Here is a 19,043-nt window from a genome sequence, read left to right on the forward strand (position 1 = left end):
TACAAGCCGTAGAGACTTACTCAAAGGTTTAACGACTGCAGCCGTTGCTGGTGCCGTTGTCGCTGGTACAACCAAAGTGGCAACCGCTTCAGAAACGGTTGAAATACCTGAAAAAGACGTGAAGAAGACGGGCTATCGTGAAACGCAACATATTCGCGATTACTACGACACACTTTAGGAGATAACGGATGAAACTTGTCAAACGCTCCGATAGTGTGAGCAAAGAAACCAATCAGCTAGGTGTGTCTCGTCGCGCCTTCATGAAAAACACTTCACTTGCTGCTGGTGGCGCAGTGGTAGGCGCAAGTCTATTCGCACCGGGCATGATGAAGAAAGCACAGGCTAAATCAGTCGACCCAGAAGCGAAAACAGAAGTAAAACGTACTATCTGTTCTCACTGCTCCGTAGGTTGTGGTATCTACGCTGAAGTTCAAAATGGTGTATGGACGGGTCAAGAGCCTGCTTTCGATCACCCATTTAACGCTGGTGGACACTGTGCGAAAGGTGCAGCACTACGTGAGCACGGCCACGGTGAACGTCGTCTTAAGTACCCAATGAAATTGGAAGGCGGTAAGTGGAAGAAGCTTTCCTGGGAACAAGCGATTGAAGAAATCGGCAACAAGGCGCTAGAACTGCGTAAGGAATCTGGCCCTGATTCGGTTTACTTCCTCGGCAGTGCAAAACACAGTAACGAGCAAGCTTACGCATTCCGTAAGATGGCGTCTTTGTGGGGAACAAATAACGTTGACCACCAAGCTCGTATTTGTCACTCAACCACAGTAGCCGGTGTTGCGAACACTTGGGGTTACGGTGCAATGACAAACTCGTTCAATGACATGCATAACTGTAAGTCGATGCTGTTCATTGGTTCGAACCCTGCAGAAGCTCACCCAGTAGCGATGCAACATATCCTAATCGCGAAAGAGAAGAACAACTGTAAAATCGTAGTTGCGGATCCTCGTCGTACGCGTACTGCTGCGAAATCTGATCATTACGTATCATTGCGCCCTGGTTCAGATGTTGCCTTCATTTGGGGCATCTTATGGCATGTATTTGGAAACCAATGGGAAGACAAAGAGTTCATTCGCCAACGTGTATTCGGTATGGAAGAAATCCGTGAAGAAGTGGCGAAATGGAACCCAGCAGAAGTTGAACGTGTGACAGGCGTAAGCGAAGAAGACGTTTACCAAACTGCGAAACTACTTTCTGAAAACCGCCCGGGGTGTATTGTTTGGTGTATGGGTGGTACTCAACATACTACTGGTAACAACAACACACGTGCTTACTGTGTCCTTGAGCTTGCGCTAGGTAACATCGGTAAATCAGGCGGCGGTGCAAACATTTTCCGTGGACACGATAACGTACAAGGCGCAACTGACCTTGGCGTACTGTCTGACACACTTCCAGGCTACTACGGCTTGTCTGAAGGTTCTTGGCGTCACTGGTCTAAAGTCTGGGAAGTTGACTTTGACTGGATCAAAGGACGCTTTGACGACAACGCATACGGCGGTCAAAAACCAATGAACAGTGCAGGTATTCCTGTATCTCGTTGGGTTGATGGTGTGCTTGAAGACAAAGACAAGATTCGCCAACGCGAAAACATCCGCGCCATGTTCTACTGGGGTCACGCGGTGAACTCTCAGACTCGTGGTCCAGAGATGAAGAAGGCGATGCAGAAGCTGGATATGATGGTTATTGTTGACCCATACCCAACAGTCGCGGCAGTAATGAACGATCGCTCCGACGGCGTTTACTTGCTTCCAGCAACCACTCAATTTGAAACCTACGGCAGTGTAACGGCGTCAAACCGTTCTCTACAGTGGCGTGACAAGGTTGTTGATCCTCTGTTCGAATCTAAACCTGACCACGAAATTATGTACCTTCTTTCTAAGAAGCTTGGTTTCTCTGATCAGTTGTTCAAAAACATCCGTGTTGAGAACAACCAACCACTGATTGAAGACATCACTCGTGAATTCAACAAGGGTATGTGGACAATCGGCTACACAGGTCAAAGCCCAGAACGTTTGAAAGAGCACCAACAAAACTGGCACACGTTCCACAAAACCACGCTTGCAGCAGAAGGCGGTCCAGCAAATGGCGAGACTTACGGTCTTCCGTGGCCATGTTGGGGCAACCCAGAAATGAAACACCCAGGTACGCACATCCTTTACGATACGTCTAAACCGGTAGCAGAGGGCGGCGGTAACTTCCGTACTCGTTTCGGTGTGGAGTTCGAAGGTCAAAGTATCTTGGCGGAAGACAGCTACTCGAAAGGCAGCGAAATCAAAGACGGTTACCCAGAATTCAGTGACAAACTTCTGAAGCAACTGGGTTGGTGGGACGATCTAACCGCAGAAGAGAAAGCTTCAGCGGAAGGTAAGAACTGGAAGACTGACGTTTCTGGTGGCATCCAACGTGTGGCTATCAAGCATGGTTGTATCCCGTTTGGTAATGCGAAAGCACGTGCAATTGTTTGGACATTCCCAGATCGCGTACCTCTACACCGTGAGCCACTTTACACACCACGTCGTGATCTTGTTGCTGATTACCCAACTTGGGATGACAAAGAAGCGATTTTCCGTGTTCCTACGTTGTACAAGTCAATTCAAGACCAAGACAAGTCTGGTGAATACCCAATCATTCTGACTTCTGGTCGTTTGGTTGAGTACGAAGGTGGTGGTGAAGAAACACGTTCTAACCCTTGGCTAGCAGAACTTCAACAAGAGATGTTTGTTGAAGTAAACCCGAAAGACGCAAACGACATTGGCTTCAAAGATGGCGATGATGTTTGGGTTGAAGGTGCAGAGAAAGGCCGTATCAAGGTCAAAGCGATGGTGACTCGTCGTGTTAAACCGGGTTTAGCGTTCTTGCCGTTCCACTTCGGTGGTAAGTTCGAAGGCGAAGATTTGCGTTCTAAGTACCCTGAAGGCACTGATCCTTACGTTATTGGTGAATCAGCCAATACCGCAACCACATATGGTTACGACCCTGTCACGTTGATGCAGGAAACGAAAGTAACCCTTTGTAATATTCGTAAAGCGTAAGGAGTCTTAAAATGGCTAGAATGAAATTTCTTTGTGACACCAAACGTTGTATTGAATGTAACGGTTGTGTCACTGCATGTAAGAATGAAAATGATGATGCTCTGGAATGGGGTATTCAACGTCGCCGCGTTGTAACACTGAACGACGGTGAACCGGGTGAAAACTCTATCTCAGTAGCATGTATGCACTGTACTGATGCACCTTGTATGGCTGTGTGCCCAGCAGACTGTTTTGAACATACAGAAGACGGCATCGTACTTCACAATAAAGATCTGTGTATCGGTTGTGGTTACTGTTTGTTTGCTTGTCCGTTTGGCGCACCTCAATTCCCTAAACAGGAAGCATTTGGTGAGCGCGGTAAGATGGACAAATGTACCTTCTGTGCTGGCGGCCCAGAAACAGAGCCTGGTTCTGTGGAAGAGCGTCAGAAGTACGGTGCGAACCGTATTGCTGAAGGCAAACTGCCAATGTGTGCTTCGCTTTGTTCGACAAAAGCGCTGCTTGCCGGTGATGCTGAGCAAGTCTCTGATATCTTCCGTCAGCGTGTTGTAGAACGCGGTGCGAAAGGTGCTGGCTGGACAGACGGCAACGACCTTTCTTACGATGCGATGAAGAGCTAGTTAGGAGAGACATATGCTTACAATGTTTAAGCGTCTCTTCCTTGTTGTGCTGCCGATGTTGGCAGCACTAACAATGCTGTCTCCTTTGAGTCATGCATCTGAGACGAACTCATCACAAACTCAATCGAGCTCTGCTGAAAGAGAAATAACACAACTTGCTGGCGCTGATTTTTGGCGACAAGTAAGAAACGGTGAGGAAGGTTACACCACCTCTCAATCTGCTGAGCACGGTGTGTTGATCAGTACTCCAGGTCAAACGTGGTACATATTGAAAGAGAAGTGGATGTCGCCAGCCGGTGCTGTTGCTATCTTTGGCAGTATTGCTTTCGTTACTTTAATGTATGTTGTGATTGGCCCATTAATGCTAAGTGCGCCAAGAACGGGTCGTAAGATCAAACGTTGGTCTCGACTGGATCGTGCGTTGCACTGGAGCATGGCGTTTACTTTCTTAACGCTCGCGTTCAGTGGTTTGATGTTGGTTTACGGCAAGCACTTTTTGAAACCCTACATTCCAACTGACCTTTGGGGCTTTATCGTTCTATCGGCGAAGCAATACCACAACTACATCGGCCCGATTTTCTATGTGCTGTTGATGGCTGTTCTTATCAAGTGGTGGCGCAAGTCGATATTTAAGATGGTGGATGTCCAGTGGTTCATCAAACTGGGTGGTATGGTCGGGAAACATAAAGGTTCTCATCCATCGGCAGAATTCTCGAACGCGGGTGAAAAAGCGCTGTTTTGGCTGTTAATTGTGATGGGCAGTGTGGCGGCAATCAGTGGTTTGGTGTTGGATTTCCCAATATTCGGTCAAACACGCCGCCATATGGAACTTTCAAACCTTGTTCATATGATCGCCGCTCTTATCCTTATTTGTGGCTTTGTGTTCCACATTTATATCGGTTTGTTCGGTATGGAAGGCGCATTAGAAGGTATGGTAACAGGCGAAGTTGATGAAACCTGGGCTAAAGAGCACCATGACCTTTGGTACAAAGAAGTGATGGAACAAGAGAAAAACGGCGTTGAACAAAGCGCTAACGTAGCAACAGAGAAAACGGAAGGGGTGAATAAGAATGAACAAACCTCATAAGGGTATTTGGGTTGCTTACATCCTAAGCTGCTTTACACCATTTACTTGTCTTCTCTCTGGTGTGATTGCCATTATCTACGCGGGCTATCGTTTAGATAAAGGCGAAGACGGCGAAGTCGTGGATACCCATTACTACGGCTTGATTCGCTCGTTCTTCTTGAACCTGACGTTTTTTGTTGTGCTTATCGTCACGGTAGCGACCTCTAACGGCGTATTGATCGGTGTGAACGATTACTGGTATCAAAACCATATTATCGATGACATCGCTTACTACATCCCATATGTAGGCATGTTATTTGGTGGTGTGGCGATTGTGGTTTGGTTTATTCGTATGTATCAAGGCATGCAGCGTTTAAGTCAAAACCTACCGCAAAACCCGACAACAGGTCCAAACCTTTAAGCGTTTATATGTAAGTCGTTTGGGTTACCAAACTCGATAATAACTCCTTTGTCGATGAGTTAACTCTAATCAGCGAAAGACATTAAAAGCCCAGTGATTCATTTCTCTGGGCTTTTTGTCGTTTGGTCGCTAGGTAACTGATCTAATGCCCTACAATGACCGCATCAATATAGTGCAAATCCCTCAATTGGTGCAATCAGTTATCAAATATTTTCTCTCTCTGAGAACCAATAAAGTGCACTTTAGAAATTAACCACAAAAAATCAATAACTTAAAATCAAACTCTGTTGCACGTTTTTTGCGTAACCAAGTTGGAACGCATCTTGCCTTTACTGTTGAGTCTTTAATTAATTGCAGCATCAATTCGCACGAATCTAGTGCAATTGAGACAAAGCTAAGGGAGAAAGCTTTAATGAGTCAAACGGTTACCCAAGTTAATAGCGCAGTAGAAAGCTTGACGCAGAGTTCAGACACTCTATTTCTATTATTAGGCGCGATCATGGTCTTCTTAATGCACGCAGGCTTTGCATTTTTGGAAGTTGGTACAGTAAGAAAGAAAAACCAAGTTAATGCATTAGTTAAAATCCTCTCTGATTTTGGCGTCTCTGCTATAGCTTATTTCTTTATCGGTTATTGGGTCGCTTACGGCGCGCATTTCTTTGCTGACGCAGAGACGTTATCGCAAGGCAATGGGTATGAGTTGGTTAAGTTCTTTTTCTTAATGACGTTTGCAGCCGCCATTCCTGCCATTGTTTCTGGTGGTATTGCAGAGCGTGCTCGTTTCTATCCAATCCTTATCGCAACTTTGTTTACCGTTGGTTTCGTTTACCCATTCTTCGAAGGCATCATCTGGAACGGCAATTTTGGTTTCCAAGCTTGGCTAGAAAATCAGTTTGGTTATGGATTCCATGACTTCGCAGGCTCTGTTGTGGTTCACGGTGTTGGCGGTTGGATTGCATTGGTCGCAGTTTACTTCCTTGGCATGCGCAGAGGTCGAATCCGTGCAGGTAAGCACACCAACTTCGCGCCATCGAACATTCCATTCTTAGCGTTAGGTTCTTGGATTTTATGCGTAGGTTGGTTTGGCTTTAACGTGATGTCTGCTCAAGCTATTAATGGGATCAGTGGCCTAGTAGCGATGAACTCATTAATGGCAATGGTTGGCGGTATTCTTGCGGCTCTAGTCGCAGGTAAAAATGACCCAGGCTTCATCCATAATGGACCTTTGGCTGGCTTAGTCGCTATTTGTGCCGGTTCTGACTTAATGCACCCACTTGGCGCTTTAGTGACTGGCGGCGTGGCAGGCGCGCTGTTTGTTTACTTATTTACTTACATGCAAAACAAAACTCAGATTGATGATGTACTGGGTGTTTGGCCTCTACACGGCGTATGTGGCGCTTGGGGTGGCATTGCGGCAGGTATCTTCGGTCAGCAAGCATTCTGGGGGCTAGGGGGTGTGAGTTTCGCGTCTCAGGTTGTTGGTACATTAGCGGGTATCGCTGTTGCTCTGATTGGCGCTTTGATTGTTTATGGCGTACTTAGCAAAGTGACAGGTCTACGCTTGAGTGAAGAAGATGAATTCAACGGTGCTGACCTTTCAATTCATAAGATCTCATCGATCAACGAAGACTAACGTTGGTCACTTCGAAGATTCATAGACTCTTCGAATCAATATCAGTGAAAAAACTAAGCGGCTTCGGTCGCTTTTTTTGTGTCTGGTGAAAACAACTAAGAGTTTTAATAACAGAGCCAAATGATAGACAAGCGAGTTCTGTCACAAATAACTAATGAATTCAGTTGGCTAAGACTATGGTCTAATCCCTAAAACTATTGTTGGAATTTGAACAGTGCTAAGCTGTTACAAAGTGACATATTGAAAAGGACGTTATATGCATTTCCCATATCGAAATATCGTAATTCTTACTGGCGCCGGCATCTCTGCGGAATCAGGAATACAAACATTCCGAGCACAAGACGGATTATGGGAAAACCATAAAATCGAAGACGTTGCGACACCTGAAGGGTTCGAGAAAGATCCGGATTTGGTACAAGCGTTCTATAACAAGCGTCGTCACGGCCTGCAAAGCGAAAACATCCAACCAAATTCGGCCCATAAGGCGCTAGGCGAGCTTGAAGACAAACTTGATGGAAAAGTAACAATCATCACACAGAATATCGACAATCTGCACGAGAGAGGCGGTAGCAACAACATTATTCACATGCACGGTGAACTGCTTAAAGCGCGCTGCAGCGAGTCGAATCAGGTTATCGACCATAAAGACAACATCGAGACAGGCGAGCTTTGTCACTGCTGTCAGATTCCCGCACAGATGCGTCCACATATTGTTTGGTTTGGTGAAATGCCATTAAGAATGGGGGATATCTACTCGGCATTAGAAGAAGCAGACCTTTTTATCTCGATTGGCACATCTGGCGTCGTCTACCCAGCTGCAGGGTTTGTACATGATGCGAAAATGCATGGTGCACATACAATAGAAATCAACCTTGAGCCAAGTGCAGTAGAGAGTGAGTTTGAAGAGAAGCGTTACGGTAAGGCAAGCATTGAGGTGCCTAAACTGGTGAGTGAGTTATTATGTACAGAGAAGGGTTCTTTAACGGCCTAGGCTTGTCTTTAATAAAGCACATCAGTTTCTGAATCTGAAAAAATAAAGCGGCTTACGCCGCTTTATTTACTTAACTGATTACCTAACAAAAACTTAGTTATTCACTTTAAGTTTTTGGAAATACTCGTCGTAGATAACGCTCGCTTCACCAACTTCATCTTGCCATACACCGTTATCCATTACTGACTGTGGTGGAAAAACGTTCTTATCTTCAGAAAATTCTTTCGGAAGAAGAGGGTAAGCTGTTTTAACTGGCGTTGGGTAGCCGATCTCTAGAGCAATCTTCGCTGCATTCTCAGGGCGAAGAAGAAAGTCGATCATCTTATGTGCCGATTCGATGTTCTTAGCGCCTGACGGAATCGCCAGGCTGTCCATCCAGAAGATAGCGCCTTTTTCTGGCCAGATAATGTCAATCGTTGCGCCTTCTTGGCGTGCCATGTAAGCAGAGCCATTCCAAAGCATACCAAGAGACACTTCACCAGCTAGGTAAGGGTTCGCTGGGAAATCTGAGTTAAATACCAATACGTTTGGCATTAGCTTACGAAGTTCTTCGTAGGCTTCTTTGATTTCTTCAGGGTTAGTCGTGTTTGGAGAGTAGCCCAGTTTAGATAGAGCGATATGGAAAACCTCACGAGAGTCATCCATCATCATCAATTGACCTTCCCACTGCGTATCCCACAGATCGCCCCAGTTTTTAACTGAAGACTTGTCTAGCATATCTGAGTTGATACCAATACCCGTTGCGCCCCAGATGTATGGGATCGAGTAGTTGTTGTTTGGGTCAAATGGCTTATCTAAGTAATTTGGATCCAAATCAGCAAAGTGGCTTAGCTTAGTTTTATCAAGCTCTTGAAGCATGCCTTCTTTACGCATCTTAGAAACGAAGTAAGTAGAAGGAACCACTAAGTCGTAACCCGTACCTTGAGTTTTTAACTTAGCGTACATGCTTTCGTTAGACTCATAAGTTGAGTAATAGACTTTGATGCCAGTCTCTTCTGTGAAGTCTTCTAAAACTTCATTTGGAATATATTCAGACCAGTTGTAAAAATACAGTTCTTGGTCAGCTGCGAAAGAGGGTGTAGAAAGTAAAGTAGCAGCACACAATGCGCCGGTATACAGTGTTTTTTTCATTACTGTTCCGTTCATTTGTTTGATTTGGAGCTGGGTAGTGAACCCAAAGTAAAAGGATTTCTAAAAATCGCGCTATATTATAGCAGTGATATAACAAAATAGGCAGCCTAAGCTGCCTGTTCATTGTTATTCTTCTTTTTAACTTATTGATTATCTAGGTTGGGTTGTTATGTAAACCAGTGGCTTACAACCAATTGGATAACGGCCAAACGAGTTAATTTACTGACCGGCTTTAAGCTTCATGAAGTAATCTTCGTACTTCACAGTCTTGTCGCCAACCGCAGCTTGCCATTCAACGCGGTCAAGGTCTTCTTGCGATGGGAACAGAGCCGGGCTGTCTTTGAACTTCTCATTAGACGCTTTAACGGCTGTTAGGTAGCCTGTATCACGAGAGATTTGCTCAGCAATTTCAGGGCGAAGTAGGAAGTCAATCATCTTATGAGCTGCTTCTACGTTTACCGCGCCAGAACTGATGGCAAAGTTATCAACCCAACCGATGCCACCTTCTTTAGGGAAAACCAATTGAATTGGTAGACCTTCGTTTTGCGCAGCAGCAGCAGAACCGTTCCACAGCATACCAAGACCCACTTCACCAGACATGTAAGGCGAGCCTGGGTTGTCTGAGTTAAATACTAGAACGTTTGGCATTAGCTTTTTTAGCTCAGCGTAGGCTTCGTCGATCTCTTTCTCGTTTGTTGTGTTACCAGAGTAACCTAACTTACGTAGCGCAATGTGGAACACTTCACGAGTGTCGTCCATCATCATCAGTTGACCTTCAAGCTCAGGCTTCCATAAATCAGCCCAGCTTTGGAAATCTTCTGGATCGTACATATCAGTGTTAACAGCTAGGCCCGTAATAGCGACAACATGTGGAATAGAGTAGTCGTTGTTCGGGTCATATGGCTTATCTAAGTAATTTGTATCTAGGTTCGCAAAATTGTTTAGCTTGGTTTTGTCGATCTTTTGAAGCATGCCTTCGTCGCGCATTTTAGACACGAAGTAAGTTGAAGGAACCACAAGGTCGTAACCTTTATTGTGCGTTTTCAATTTTGCGTACAAAGTTTCATTCGATTCGTAAGTCGAGTAAATCACTTTGATGCCAGTTTCATCAGTGAACTGTTCTAAGATCTCACTGTTGATGTAAGGTCCCCAGTTCATGAATACCAACTCTTTGTTATCTTTTGCAAACGATGGTGCAGATAACATTGAAAGCGCACATGCACTACCAGCTAATAGAGTAGCCCATTTTTTCATTGACGTTAGCTCCAAACTAAACGTTGCCCGAAGGCAGTAGATAGAAAAACAGAATGGCAATTTACCATTCTGTTTATGAATAACACTTTTGTTAAACTTCAAGTATCTTAACTTCTTATCAAGTCAGCCTTTGTATAGAGTAGGAGACTTACTTGATTTTCTCTCTTGCTAACAACTGGGAAATAATCACCAGTACTAACGACACCACTAACATCACTGTTGCTAGGGCGTTGACCTCAGGAGAGATACCCACTTTAACCATTGAGTAAATCTTCAGTGGTAATATTTCATAGGTTGGGCCAGTTACGAAAGAGCTTATGATCACATCGTCCAAAGACAGAGTGAAGCTCAATAACCAACCCGCAGCAACCGCTGGCTTAGCAAGTGGAAGGATGATCTGTTTTAGAATCGTCCACTCGCTTGCCCCTAAGTCTTTTGCGGCTTCTAGCATCTTCACATCAAAGCCATTCAAGCGACTGTAGACCGTTACAACAACAAACGGCAGACAGAAAGTAATATGTGCTGCAAGCAGGGTAAAGAACCCAAGTTGTACACCCATTACCAAGAATAGCGCAAGAAGCGAAATCGCCATTACGATATCTGGTGACATCATCACGATGAACAACATGCCATTGACGATGCCTTTACCTTTAAACTGGTAACGGAATAGGGCAACCGCAGTTAGGCTCCCTACAATTGTGGCAGCTGTTGCTGAGAATACCGCTACGTTGATCGAGTGCCATGCTGCCTGCATTAGGCTGTCGTTGTTAATAAGCGCGTCATACCATTTAGTCGTGAAACCACCCCATTTCATACCAAACTTATTGGCATTAAACGAGTTAGCAATCAATACGACAATAGGTAGGTATAGAAAGGCGTATACCAGCGCCATAAAGCTGAACTTAACTGTGCGACCCATTAGTCTAGCTCCACTTTCTTGTTCAATAGCTTACCTGCTCGGTAGTAGGCATACAGCATCACAGCCATTGCCATGGTCAGTGCGATACTCGTCGCTGCGCCAAACGGCCAGTCTCGAGCGTTGAGCACCTGGCTCTTAATCACATTACCAATCAATAGGTTTTTAGCTCCGCCTAATAGGTCAGAGATGTAGAACATGCCTAACGCAGGAAGAAGTACTAATAAACAACCACCGATGATGCCTGGCATTGTCAAAGGAAGTACCACTTTCAATAGCGTTTGCAGTTTGTTCGCGCCTAAATCTTTCGCGGCTTCTAAATACGTATCATCCAGTTTTTCAATCGCTGAATACAACGGCAGAATCATAAACGGAAGTAGGATATACACCAAACCGATCATTACTGCTGTTTCTGAGTACATGATACGTAGCGGCTTATCGATAATGTCTAACGCTAACAAGCCTTTGTTTAAGACACCTTGCGTACCCAGTACAATCTTCAATCCGTATGTACGAATCAAAGAGTTAGTCCAGAATGGCACTATCACTAGGAACAACATGATCGGACGCCACTTCACAGGCATTTTTGCCACGATGTAAGCGAACGGGTAACCAACAATTAAACAAAGTAGGGTTGCGACAATTGCCATATAGAAAGAGTGCATTAACACTTTAAAATACAGCGGGTCAGCCAAACGCAAGTAGTTATCGAGAGTGAAAGTCATCTCGATCAAGTTTGCTTCATCACGAGTTAAAAAGCTCGTCCCGATGATCATGATGTTTGGAATCATCACGAACAAAACCAGCCACCCTGTAATTAAAGCAACAATCGCGCTTTGTAAATTAAACTTCTTGCTCATCTTCTAGTACCACTTCCCAGCTCTCAACCCAAGTTACTGCAACTTTTTGGCCCAGTGAGTGATCAACATCAGGGTCATCTTCGTTGAAGAATTCGCTAACCATGACACGCATACCAGATTCAAGTTCTACCACTGAATCTAGTGTCATTCCTTTATAGGTTCGCTCGACAATGTGGCCAACAATACCGCGTTGCTCCGACTCTTTGATTTCTTCGATACGAAGATCTTCAGGGCGAAGCAATACTTGCAGTTTTTGGCCCGGTGTTACGTCTTTATCGTGATAGATAATTGATTCTTCACCTTCGATTGTCGCAACAATGCGTTTTTCATCTTGACGAGATTTCGCTGTCGCTTCGAATACGTTAATTTCACCAATGAAACGAGCAACAAATAAGTTCTTAGGCTCTTCGTAAATTTCTCTTGGTGTTCCATCTTGTTCAATCACACCATCACGCATAACTATAATACGGTCTGACATGGACAACGCTTCTTCTTGGTCATGTGTTACAAAAATAAACGTGATACCAAGTTGGCGTTGCAGTTGCTTAAGTTCGATCTGCATTTGTTTACGAAGTTTGTAATCAAGAGCAGAAAGAGATTCGTCCAGTAAAAGAACTTTAGGCTTATTAACGACAGCACGAGCGATTGCGATACGTTGCTGTTGACCACCAGATAACTGGTGTGGCTTTCGTTGTGCCATTTGTTCTAAGCGCACCATTTTCAAAGCGTCCATTACGCGAGGTTCAATCTCGGTACTTGGAACTTTCTGCATGCGTAAGCCAAACGCCACATTGTCGAAAACGGTCATATGTGGGAATAGGGCATAGCTTTGGAATACAGTGTTAACATGCCTTTGTTCAGCAGGAACTTGTGTTACATTCTGGTCAGCTAATAGTATTTGACCACTATCTGCCGTTTCAAAACCCGCAATCATTCTTAGTACGGTTGTTTTACCACAACCTGATGGGCCTAAGATCGTGAGAAACTCACCATGATTTACATTTAGATCAAGATTGCCGATGACTTCTTTGCCATCGAAACTTTTACTAATGCCAGTAAGCTGTACGACTGGCTTTCCTACTGATTTTTTAGCGTTCAACGTCTGTTTTTCTCCACCTTGGTTCTTTTTGAGACCTGTTGCTATACACTTTTAAGGCGCGCATCATAATCACCAAAAACGTGAATTCAAAGCCTTTTTTGTTATTAGAAGACAAAAAATTTCGCAGGTAAAAGTAAACATCCTTTACCATACTGTAATTTACAAGGTTTACATCCCAATAAGTGTCTAATTATTAACCATTAAGGCATAAAAGCAAGGCTTGTTACAGATTCATATTTTAGTTTGTATTCGACATATGAGTATAATGAAGCCAATTTTTTATCAATAAGTTAGGTAGCTTCGATAAAGTAAGCACACCTAGGTATCATTATGAACAACGACATCGAAAAAGATTTTAATTTAGGCGGTAATATCAACCGTGCTCTTTCAGGGGATTATGAGCTTAAAGCAACAGCTGTATTCCAAGAAGCTTGGAAGCATACCGTTAGTCACTTTCTTTCGTTTTCTCCTGCGATTGTTGCTCTTATGTTCGTGCAACTGGCTATTTTCTATATAGCATTGAAATTACAACTGGGTGATCCTGCCATCATCCTAGATGCCGTTATCGACCCAGAAGCGTTTACACCACAGATTGTTGAATCTATTTTCATTGCTAACTTTAGCTATGAAGTAGTGAGTGCACCTATTTACGCAGGCATCAGCCTAATGGCAATGAGCCATGCGGCAGGCTTGCGAACTAAAACGCGTCATATTGGTAAAGGTTTGCAATTTACTGTGCCTGTCATCTTAGTGACCTTATTCAGCCTAATGTTGCAAGGTATCGCAGGTATGCTATTACCGTTTCTTTCTATCTACTTCTCATTAGCTTTCAGCCATTCAATTCTGTTGATTTGTGATAAGAAAGTGCCTCCTATGCAATCTTTATTGCTTTCTCTACGAGCAGTAAATAAGAAAATCTTCACCGTTGCGTCTATTTATTTAATGGTGATGTTGATGTTTATTGTTGCAGCGATGATGTACGGCATTGGTTTGATCTTCGTACTTCCATTCTTTTTCCACGTGAAAGGTATTCTTTATCGTGAAATGTTTGGCATCAAGTTGAAGCTTATTGCGTCAGATCGTCCAAGTAACGATGACGACAGTAACAATGATGGCAACAACAGTAACAGCGACGATAACAACAAAAATCCACAGGTGTTCGATGCGTAATAATGCTCAAGCAGGCGTTGGAAAATCTCTGGCGTTGAAAGTAACCGCACTGGCGATCGTTGGTTCTATCTCATTAGTTGGCCCATACATTTACCAAGAAGAAGAGCGTCGACGCACAACAGAGCAAAGTTCTAATTCAATCAATCAATTTGGTGACTTGTCGGTTTCTTCAAGCGCACCTGATTTTGCTGCTATCGAAGATGTAAACGAGAAAAAAGACACTTTCTTTTCGTTCTTACGTCCAAGCATCAATATTGAAAATAAACGTATTACGAAAGAGCGTGTATTTTTGACCAAGATTTCAGAGTCAGGTTTGAGCAATATTGACGCTGAAGGTACGTCGTATGCAAAAAGGCTAGGGAAATTGTACAGTTTACCAGTGCCATCTTCAGGTTTAGATCAATCTTGGCTAACTGAAATGCTGAACCGCGTAAACGTACTGCCAGAAGCGCTTGTGCTCACACAGGCTGCTAATGAATCGGCTTGGGGAACATCGCGTTTTGCCACCAAAGCAAACAACTATTTCGGACACTGGTGTTATACCAAGGGTTGTGGCCTTGTTCCGCTACAACGTAACGAAGGTAGCTCGCATGAAGTCGCCACATTCTCTTCAAGCCAAGAATCCGTGCACCGTTACTTCATGAACCTTAATCGCAATCGTGCTTACGCAGCTCTAAGAGCGATTCGTGCAAAACTTGCTGCGCAAGGTGATGATATTTTAACAACCGAGACAGCGACAGAGCTCACCAATGGCTTGTTAAAATATTCTGAGCGAGGTTCAGACTATGTGACTGATTTACAAGCTATGATCCGTCATAACGCGGTATACTGGAAAAAGTAACTCGATTTGATATCAGTTGGTTGCCTTTCATAGTAGGTTATGACCAATCGGCATTACATAAAGAGCAGCTCATGGCTGCTCTTTCTATTTATAAACGCTCAACTTTAACAAGATTATAATAATGAAAAAGACAGCACTCGCTTTATTAGCCTCATTAAGCCTTGGGGTCTCTTTACCCGCTGCAGCGCAAGAGTACATGTTCACGTATTCTAAGCTCTACACACAACTTAAGAACAATACCAAAGAAGGGCACGATGACGTCAAAGTTGCGGTCTTCTTTGTTGATCAACAAGCTCAAACAATTTGCCACATCAGCAAAGCGTGGATGGAAAAAGAAGAGCACTACGAAGAGCTAAAAGTATCTCCAACACATGAATTACTTTTACCTGTAGATCAAAACCTTCGTTCAGCAAACCCACTTATCTTTGTTCAAACTCAAGAGCAAGAATGTGCGTATTCTTTGGTTGTAATGACTCAAGAACCTTTGGCTGGAACAGTTGAGGTTGCACTACTGGAAAGCCTGTTACCACAGATGCAAGCGATGTTAGAAGACGTCAGCGGCATGTTCTCTAGTTGGTTCACGCCGGATGTTGAAGGGTTAACCTTGGAATTTGATAATAAGCTTGAAGGCAACATCGCGCTGTCTAACGGTAAGCAAATCCCAATCACACAAGGGCGTGCTAAATTCACTTTAGAAGAGCTGAACGGTAGTGACAGCATCACGTTGCCAGAGCCAACGGTTCGCGTATTGCCGTACATTCCCGCGCAATAATTTTAAACGGAATCTTTGTTAATGGGGTAAGCGTTAGCAGAATCCTTCCCCTAAACTTTCATGACATACCCTTAAGCAGCCCCATCGAATTAGAGCAGGCTGCTTTTCTTTATCTATAATACATACCTAGATCTGGCCTAGACGCGTTTCTCTAGCCGTTTAAGAGGCTTATCGAATAATAAAAGCAGAAACTTTCTATTACTCAGCTTGTTTATCCTACCGTTACTATTTCAACATGAAATAAAAATCCGTATAATCCACGCCCTAAAACAGTCCCACTAGCAATCTACAGTCGGTAATACGACGGTGTGAGAGTCGCAATGAACCAAAACGATAATAGAAAAGAAACACTTGAATTCAACAAACTTCAGAAACGTCTGAGAAGAAATGTTGGAAATGCCATCATCGACTACAACATGATCGAAGAGAATGACGTAGTAATGGCGTGTATTAGTGGCGGTAAAGATTCATTTGCGATGCTAGACATTTTGCTACGTTTACGTGAAGCAGCACCTATCAAATTTGATGTTGTGGCAGTAAACCTAGATCAAAAACAACCTGGGTTCCCTGAACACATTCTTCCTGAGTACTTTGAAACGCTGAACATTCCTTACTACATAGTAGATAAAGATACGTATTCAGTGGTTAAAGAGAAAGTGCCAGAAGGCAAAACAACGTGTGGCCTATGTTCTCGTCTTCGTCGTGGTACTTTGTACTCGTTCGCAGAAAAGATTGGCGCAACTAAGATCGCACTAGGTCACCACCTGGACGACATCGTTGAGACCATGTTCCTGAATATGTTCCACGGTGCACGCTTAAAGGCTATGCCACCAAAGCTTCGTTCAGATGATGGACGTAACGTTGTTATTCGTCCACTGACTTACTGCCGTGAAACGGACCTAATCCAATACGCTGAGCACAAAGAGTTTCCGATTATTCCTTGTAACCTGTGTGGCTCTCAAGAGAACCTACAGCGTCAGAATATTAAAGCAATGCTAATTGATTGGGATACTAAAACGCCAGGTCGTGTTGAGAAGATCTTCAAGTCAATTCAAAACGTAAGCCCAAGCCAACTAGCTGACCGCGAGTTGTTTGACTTCGTGAATCTTCCACTAGACCGTAGTGAAGACCGTAAAGCGTACGAATTCGAAGAAGCTGAAATTTCATCTTCAAACATTGATGAGTCTATGTTCATCGACGTAACAAATGTTTAGCCATTTGAGTCGATAAAGACGATGTTAACCATTCGTATTTGGAATGGCACAGCTCTAGATAAACAAAAACGCCTCAAGCAATGCTTGAGGCGTTTTTTATAAGTTAAATTTGCCGCTGACTTAACCTTTCGAAAGGTTAGGGTCTAGTGGGCTCACGTAACCTGACGGTTTAAGAGCCAACACGTCACAGTTAATCTTGTCGATAACATGTTCCGCGGTGTTACCGATAAACACAGCAGACAAGCCAGTACGGCCAGTTGTACCAAGAATAACCATCGCAGCGCTGTTTTCAGACGCAACACGTGGGATAACATCTTCAGGCAAGCCTTGCTCAACCACAGTTTGCTCTTCACACATACCGTGTTTCTGGCGTAGTGCTTTCATCGCGGTTAAGTGATGGCCACGAACTGCATCAGTATAAGAGGTTGGGTCAAACTCGGGCAATTCGATTGTGATATTCGCTGGTGTGACAGGGTAGGCGTTAACCAAGAACGGTTCAGCATCCAAACGACCAGTGATCTCAAGTAATCGGTCGACCATTGTATCATTAAGCTCTAAGTGAGCTTCAGTTTCAGAACCTACGTGAACGGAAGCAAAAATCTTCGCATGCTCTGGCCAGAACTCATTCTTAACCAGTAGCACTGGGCTAGGGCATTTTCGCAATAGATGCCAATCCGTTGGAGTGAAGATCACGGATTCTAAGGTATCGTGCTTACGCGTGCCTTTGATCAAAATATCGTGCTCACCACTGTAGATTTCTGCAATGATGGCCTCATAAGGGCGATTATGCCAGACCACTTGAACGTTGAATTCGATAGCATCATCAAGGTAAGGTTCTGCGACTTTATTCATCCAGATCTCACGCTGATGAATGACACCTTTGCGCATTGCGTCTCTTTCGTCGACAGAAAGCATCGATGTCATCTCATATGAGAAATCATAGATAGACAAAAAGAAAGTGATACGACTCGTTGAAGTGCTTTTCTTGGCGAGTTGGATAGCACGAACCAGAGCAGGTTGCTCATCGTGATTAATGTCTGCGACAACTAGAATTTTGTTATAGATACTCATAACTAAGCCTACTTTTTAGACCGAACATATAAATAATGTAGCGTAGTTATGGGGAGATTAAGAGAAATATAAGAGGTTTTAAGAGAGAAACATGATGTAGCTCATTATTGAACTACATCATTGATATCTAGACTATTCTTTTGAAACGCCAGCAAGTTCCATCAGCGCATCGTGATCTTCGATAGTGATGTATTTGCCTTTAACGCTCAAGATGTCTGCTTTTTGGAAACGACCTAAAAGACGGCTAATTGTCTCGACAGTTAGACCTAAGTAGTTACCAATGTCGCCACGAGTCATCGTTAAGCGGAACTCTCGAGGGCTGAAACCACGTTGAGAGAAGCGTGTAGAAAGGTTGTAAAGGAATGCTGCAAGACGTTCTTCCGCGTTCTTCTTAGAAAGAAGCAGAATCATTTCTTGGTCACCTTTAATTTCATTACTCATCAAGCGCATAATTTGCTGACGCAATTTAGGCATTTTCCCTGACAAGTCATCAAGAATCTCATATGGAATTTCACATACCATAGAAGTTTCTAGTGCTTGAGCGAAACTAGGGTGTACATCACCCGTAATCGCGTCAAAGCCAACAAGATCGCCCGCTAGGTGGAATGCAGTAATCTGCTCATCACCTTGTTCGGTAATCGTGTAGCTCTTGATCGTTCCAGAGCGAATAGCGTATAGAGATTTAAGCTCGTCGCCGGCTTTAAATAGCTCTTGGCCTTTTTGAATAGGTTTCTTTCTCTCAATGATCTGATCAAGTTGATCGAGTTCAGATTCATTCAAAGTAAATGGGATACAGAGCTGGCTAATACTACAATCCTGGCAGTGGATTGCACAGCCACCAGACTGAACTCGTTTCGTCACAGGCTTTTCAGAAATCATAACAATCTTTCACTATTTGATATACGTCAATATTTTAGCATTCCTTCACCCGGTTGGGTAG

General features: G+C 43.8%; 18 protein-coding genes. 11 read left to right on the forward strand and 7 right to left on the reverse strand.

What is annotated here, in order from left to right; all coding sequences use genetic code 11:
* The 7 genes from IQO02_RS01405 to cobB all read left to right on the forward strand — a co-directional run.
* The coding region (locus IQO02_RS01405) for a twin-arginine translocation signal domain-containing protein (RefSeq protein WP_193838491.1) at positions 1 to 178 on the forward strand (178 nt) is incomplete at its 5' end.
* Positions 179 to 188: 10 nt separating this feature from the next.
* Positions 189 to 3,044, forward strand: coding sequence for a formate dehydrogenase subunit alpha (locus tag IQO02_RS01410; protein ID WP_010440856.1), 2,856 nt, complete (start codon positions 189 to 191; stop codon positions 3,042 to 3,044).
* 11 nt (positions 3,045 to 3,055) lie between these two features.
* A complete protein-coding gene (fdh3B, locus tag IQO02_RS01415; protein WP_010440854.1) occupies positions 3,056 to 3,664 on the forward strand; it encodes a formate dehydrogenase FDH3 subunit beta in 609 nt (202 codons plus the stop codon).
* A gap of 13 nt (positions 3,665 to 3,677) precedes the next feature.
* On the forward strand, positions 3,678 to 4,751 hold the full coding sequence (locus IQO02_RS01420; protein ID WP_016784885.1) for a formate dehydrogenase subunit gamma: 1,074 nt from the start codon (positions 3,678 to 3,680) through the stop codon (positions 4,749 to 4,751).
* Positions 4,735 to 5,151, forward strand: coding sequence for a hypothetical protein (locus tag IQO02_RS01425; protein ID WP_010440849.1), 417 nt, complete (start codon positions 4,735 to 4,737; stop codon positions 5,149 to 5,151). Before IQO02_RS01420 ends, IQO02_RS01425 begins: the two co-directional genes overlap by 17 nt.
* 412 nt (positions 5,152 to 5,563) lie before the next feature.
* Positions 5,564 to 6,784 (forward strand): ammonium transporter, encoded by a 1,221-nt coding sequence (locus IQO02_RS01430; RefSeq protein ID WP_016768064.1) that lies wholly within the window; start codon positions 5,564 to 5,566, stop codon positions 6,782 to 6,784.
* A gap of 256 nt (positions 6,785 to 7,040) precedes the next feature.
* A complete protein-coding gene (gene cobB, locus IQO02_RS01435; protein WP_016784887.1) occupies positions 7,041 to 7,775 on the forward strand; it encodes a Sir2 family NAD+-dependent deacetylase in 735 nt (244 codons plus the stop codon).
* A 93-nt stretch (positions 7,776 to 7,868) separates the two neighbouring features.
* Here the strand turns inward: cobB and IQO02_RS01440 are convergent, their stop codons facing one another.
* The 5 genes from IQO02_RS01440 to potA form a co-directional block, all read right to left on the reverse strand.
* Positions 7,869 to 8,906 (reverse strand): extracellular solute-binding protein, encoded by a 1,038-nt coding sequence (locus IQO02_RS01440; protein ID WP_016784888.1) that lies wholly within the window; start codon positions 8,904 to 8,906, stop codon positions 7,869 to 7,871.
* 219 nt (positions 8,907 to 9,125) lie between these two features.
* A complete protein-coding gene (locus tag IQO02_RS01445; protein ID WP_010440842.1) occupies positions 9,126 to 10,160 on the reverse strand; it encodes an extracellular solute-binding protein in 1,035 nt (344 codons plus the stop codon).
* A 148-nt stretch (positions 10,161 to 10,308) separates the two neighbouring features.
* Positions 10,309 to 11,079 carry a spermidine/putrescine ABC transporter permease PotC gene (gene potC / locus IQO02_RS01450; protein WP_010440840.1) on the reverse strand — a complete coding sequence of 257 codons (771 nt, stop codon included), beginning with the start codon at positions 11,077 to 11,079 and terminating at the stop codon, positions 10,309 to 10,311.
* Positions 11,079 to 11,936, reverse strand: a complete 858-nt coding sequence (gene potB / locus IQO02_RS01455) for a spermidine/putrescine ABC transporter permease PotB (RefSeq protein ID WP_016767210.1) — start codon at positions 11,934 to 11,936, stop codon at positions 11,079 to 11,081. The genes potC and potB overlap by 1 nt, the downstream gene beginning before the upstream one ends.
* Complete coding sequence (potA, locus tag IQO02_RS01460; protein WP_010440836.1) at positions 11,920 to 13,035, reverse strand: spermidine/putrescine ABC transporter ATP-binding protein PotA; 1,116 nt, start codon at positions 13,033 to 13,035, stop codon at positions 11,920 to 11,922. The genes potB and potA overlap by 17 nt, the downstream gene beginning before the upstream one ends.
* Before the next feature lie 330 nt (positions 13,036 to 13,365).
* Here potA and IQO02_RS01465 point away from each other — a divergent pair, with 330 nt between their 5' ends.
* The 4 genes from IQO02_RS01465 to ttcA all read left to right on the forward strand — a co-directional run bounded on the left by IQO02_RS01465 (position 13,366) and on the right by ttcA (position 17,032).
* Positions 13,366 to 14,205 (forward strand): hypothetical protein, encoded by an 840-nt coding sequence (locus IQO02_RS01465; RefSeq protein ID WP_010440834.1) that lies wholly within the window; start codon positions 13,366 to 13,368, stop codon positions 14,203 to 14,205.
* A complete protein-coding gene (locus IQO02_RS01470) occupies positions 14,198 to 15,046 on the forward strand; it encodes a glucosaminidase domain-containing protein (protein WP_016784889.1) in 849 nt (282 codons plus the stop codon). The genes IQO02_RS01465 and IQO02_RS01470 overlap by 8 nt, the downstream gene beginning before the upstream one ends.
* 121 nt (positions 15,047 to 15,167) lie before the next feature.
* Entirely contained in the window at positions 15,168 to 15,818 is a 651-nt protein-coding gene (locus IQO02_RS01475; RefSeq protein WP_010440830.1) for a DUF2987 domain-containing protein, read from the forward strand.
* 320 nt (positions 15,819 to 16,138) lie between these two features.
* Positions 16,139 to 17,032 carry a tRNA 2-thiocytidine(32) synthetase TtcA gene (gene ttcA, locus IQO02_RS01480; protein ID WP_010440828.1) on the forward strand — a complete coding sequence of 298 codons (894 nt, stop codon included), beginning with the start codon at positions 16,139 to 16,141 and terminating at the stop codon, positions 17,030 to 17,032.
* 120 nt (positions 17,033 to 17,152) lie between these two features.
* Here the strand turns inward: ttcA and uspE are convergent, their stop codons facing one another.
* Both uspE and IQO02_RS01490 read right to left on the reverse strand, forming a co-directional pair.
* On the reverse strand, positions 17,153 to 18,103 hold the full coding sequence (uspE, locus tag IQO02_RS01485) for a universal stress protein UspE (protein ID WP_010440827.1): 951 nt from the start codon (positions 18,101 to 18,103) through the stop codon (positions 17,153 to 17,155).
* 132 nt (positions 18,104 to 18,235) lie between these two features.
* Complete coding sequence (locus IQO02_RS01490) at positions 18,236 to 18,982, reverse strand: FNR family transcription factor (protein ID WP_010440825.1); 747 nt, start codon at positions 18,980 to 18,982, stop codon at positions 18,236 to 18,238.
* Positions 18,983 to 19,043 lie beyond the last annotated feature (61 nt).

The sequence above is a fragment of the Vibrio sp. OPT24 genome (assembly GCF_015163545.1).
Lineage (GTDB): Bacteria > Pseudomonadota > Gammaproteobacteria > Enterobacterales > Vibrionaceae > Vibrio > Vibrio cyclitrophicus.

Coding starts and splice junctions, on each gene's coding strand:
- IQO02_RS01425 (WP_010440849.1), top strand. CDS start 4,735: ATGAACAAACCTCATAAGGGTATTTGGGTTGCTTACATCCTAAGCTGC.
- IQO02_RS01475 (WP_010440830.1), top strand. CDS start 15,168: ATGAAAAAGACAGCACTCGCTTTATTAGCCTCATTAAGCCTTGGGGTC.
- potC (WP_010440840.1), bottom strand. CDS start 11,079: ATGGGTCGCACAGTTAAGTTCAGCTTTATGGCGCTGGTATACGCCTTT.
- potB (WP_016767210.1), bottom strand. CDS start 11,936: ATGAGCAAGAAGTTTAATTTACAAAGCGCGATTGTTGCTTTAATTACA.
- IQO02_RS01470 (WP_016784889.1), top strand. CDS start 14,198: ATGCGTAATAATGCTCAAGCAGGCGTTGGAAAATCTCTGGCGTTGAAA.
- ttcA (WP_010440828.1), top strand. CDS start 16,139: ATGAACCAAAACGATAATAGAAAAGAAACACTTGAATTCAACAAACTT.
- IQO02_RS01410 (WP_010440856.1), top strand. CDS start 189: ATGAAACTTGTCAAACGCTCCGATAGTGTGAGCAAAGAAACCAATCAG.
- IQO02_RS01465 (WP_010440834.1), top strand. CDS start 13,366: ATGAACAACGACATCGAAAAAGATTTTAATTTAGGCGGTAATATCAAC.
- IQO02_RS01445 (WP_010440842.1), bottom strand. CDS start 10,160: ATGAAAAAATGGGCTACTCTATTAGCTGGTAGTGCATGTGCGCTTTCA.
- uspE (WP_010440827.1), bottom strand. CDS start 18,103: ATGAGTATCTATAACAAAATTCTAGTTGTCGCAGACATTAATCACGAT.
- IQO02_RS01430 (WP_016768064.1), top strand. CDS start 5,564: ATGAGTCAAACGGTTACCCAAGTTAATAGCGCAGTAGAAAGCTTGACG.
- IQO02_RS01490 (WP_010440825.1), bottom strand. CDS start 18,982: ATGATTTCTGAAAAGCCTGTGACGAAACGAGTTCAGTCTGGTGGCTGT.
- IQO02_RS01420 (WP_016784885.1), top strand. CDS start 3,678: ATGCTTACAATGTTTAAGCGTCTCTTCCTTGTTGTGCTGCCGATGTTG.
- fdh3B (WP_010440854.1), top strand. CDS start 3,056: ATGGCTAGAATGAAATTTCTTTGTGACACCAAACGTTGTATTGAATGT.
- IQO02_RS01440 (WP_016784888.1), bottom strand. CDS start 8,906: ATGAAAAAAACACTGTATACCGGCGCATTGTGTGCTGCTACTTTACTT.
- cobB (WP_016784887.1), top strand. CDS start 7,041: ATGCATTTCCCATATCGAAATATCGTAATTCTTACTGGCGCCGGCATC.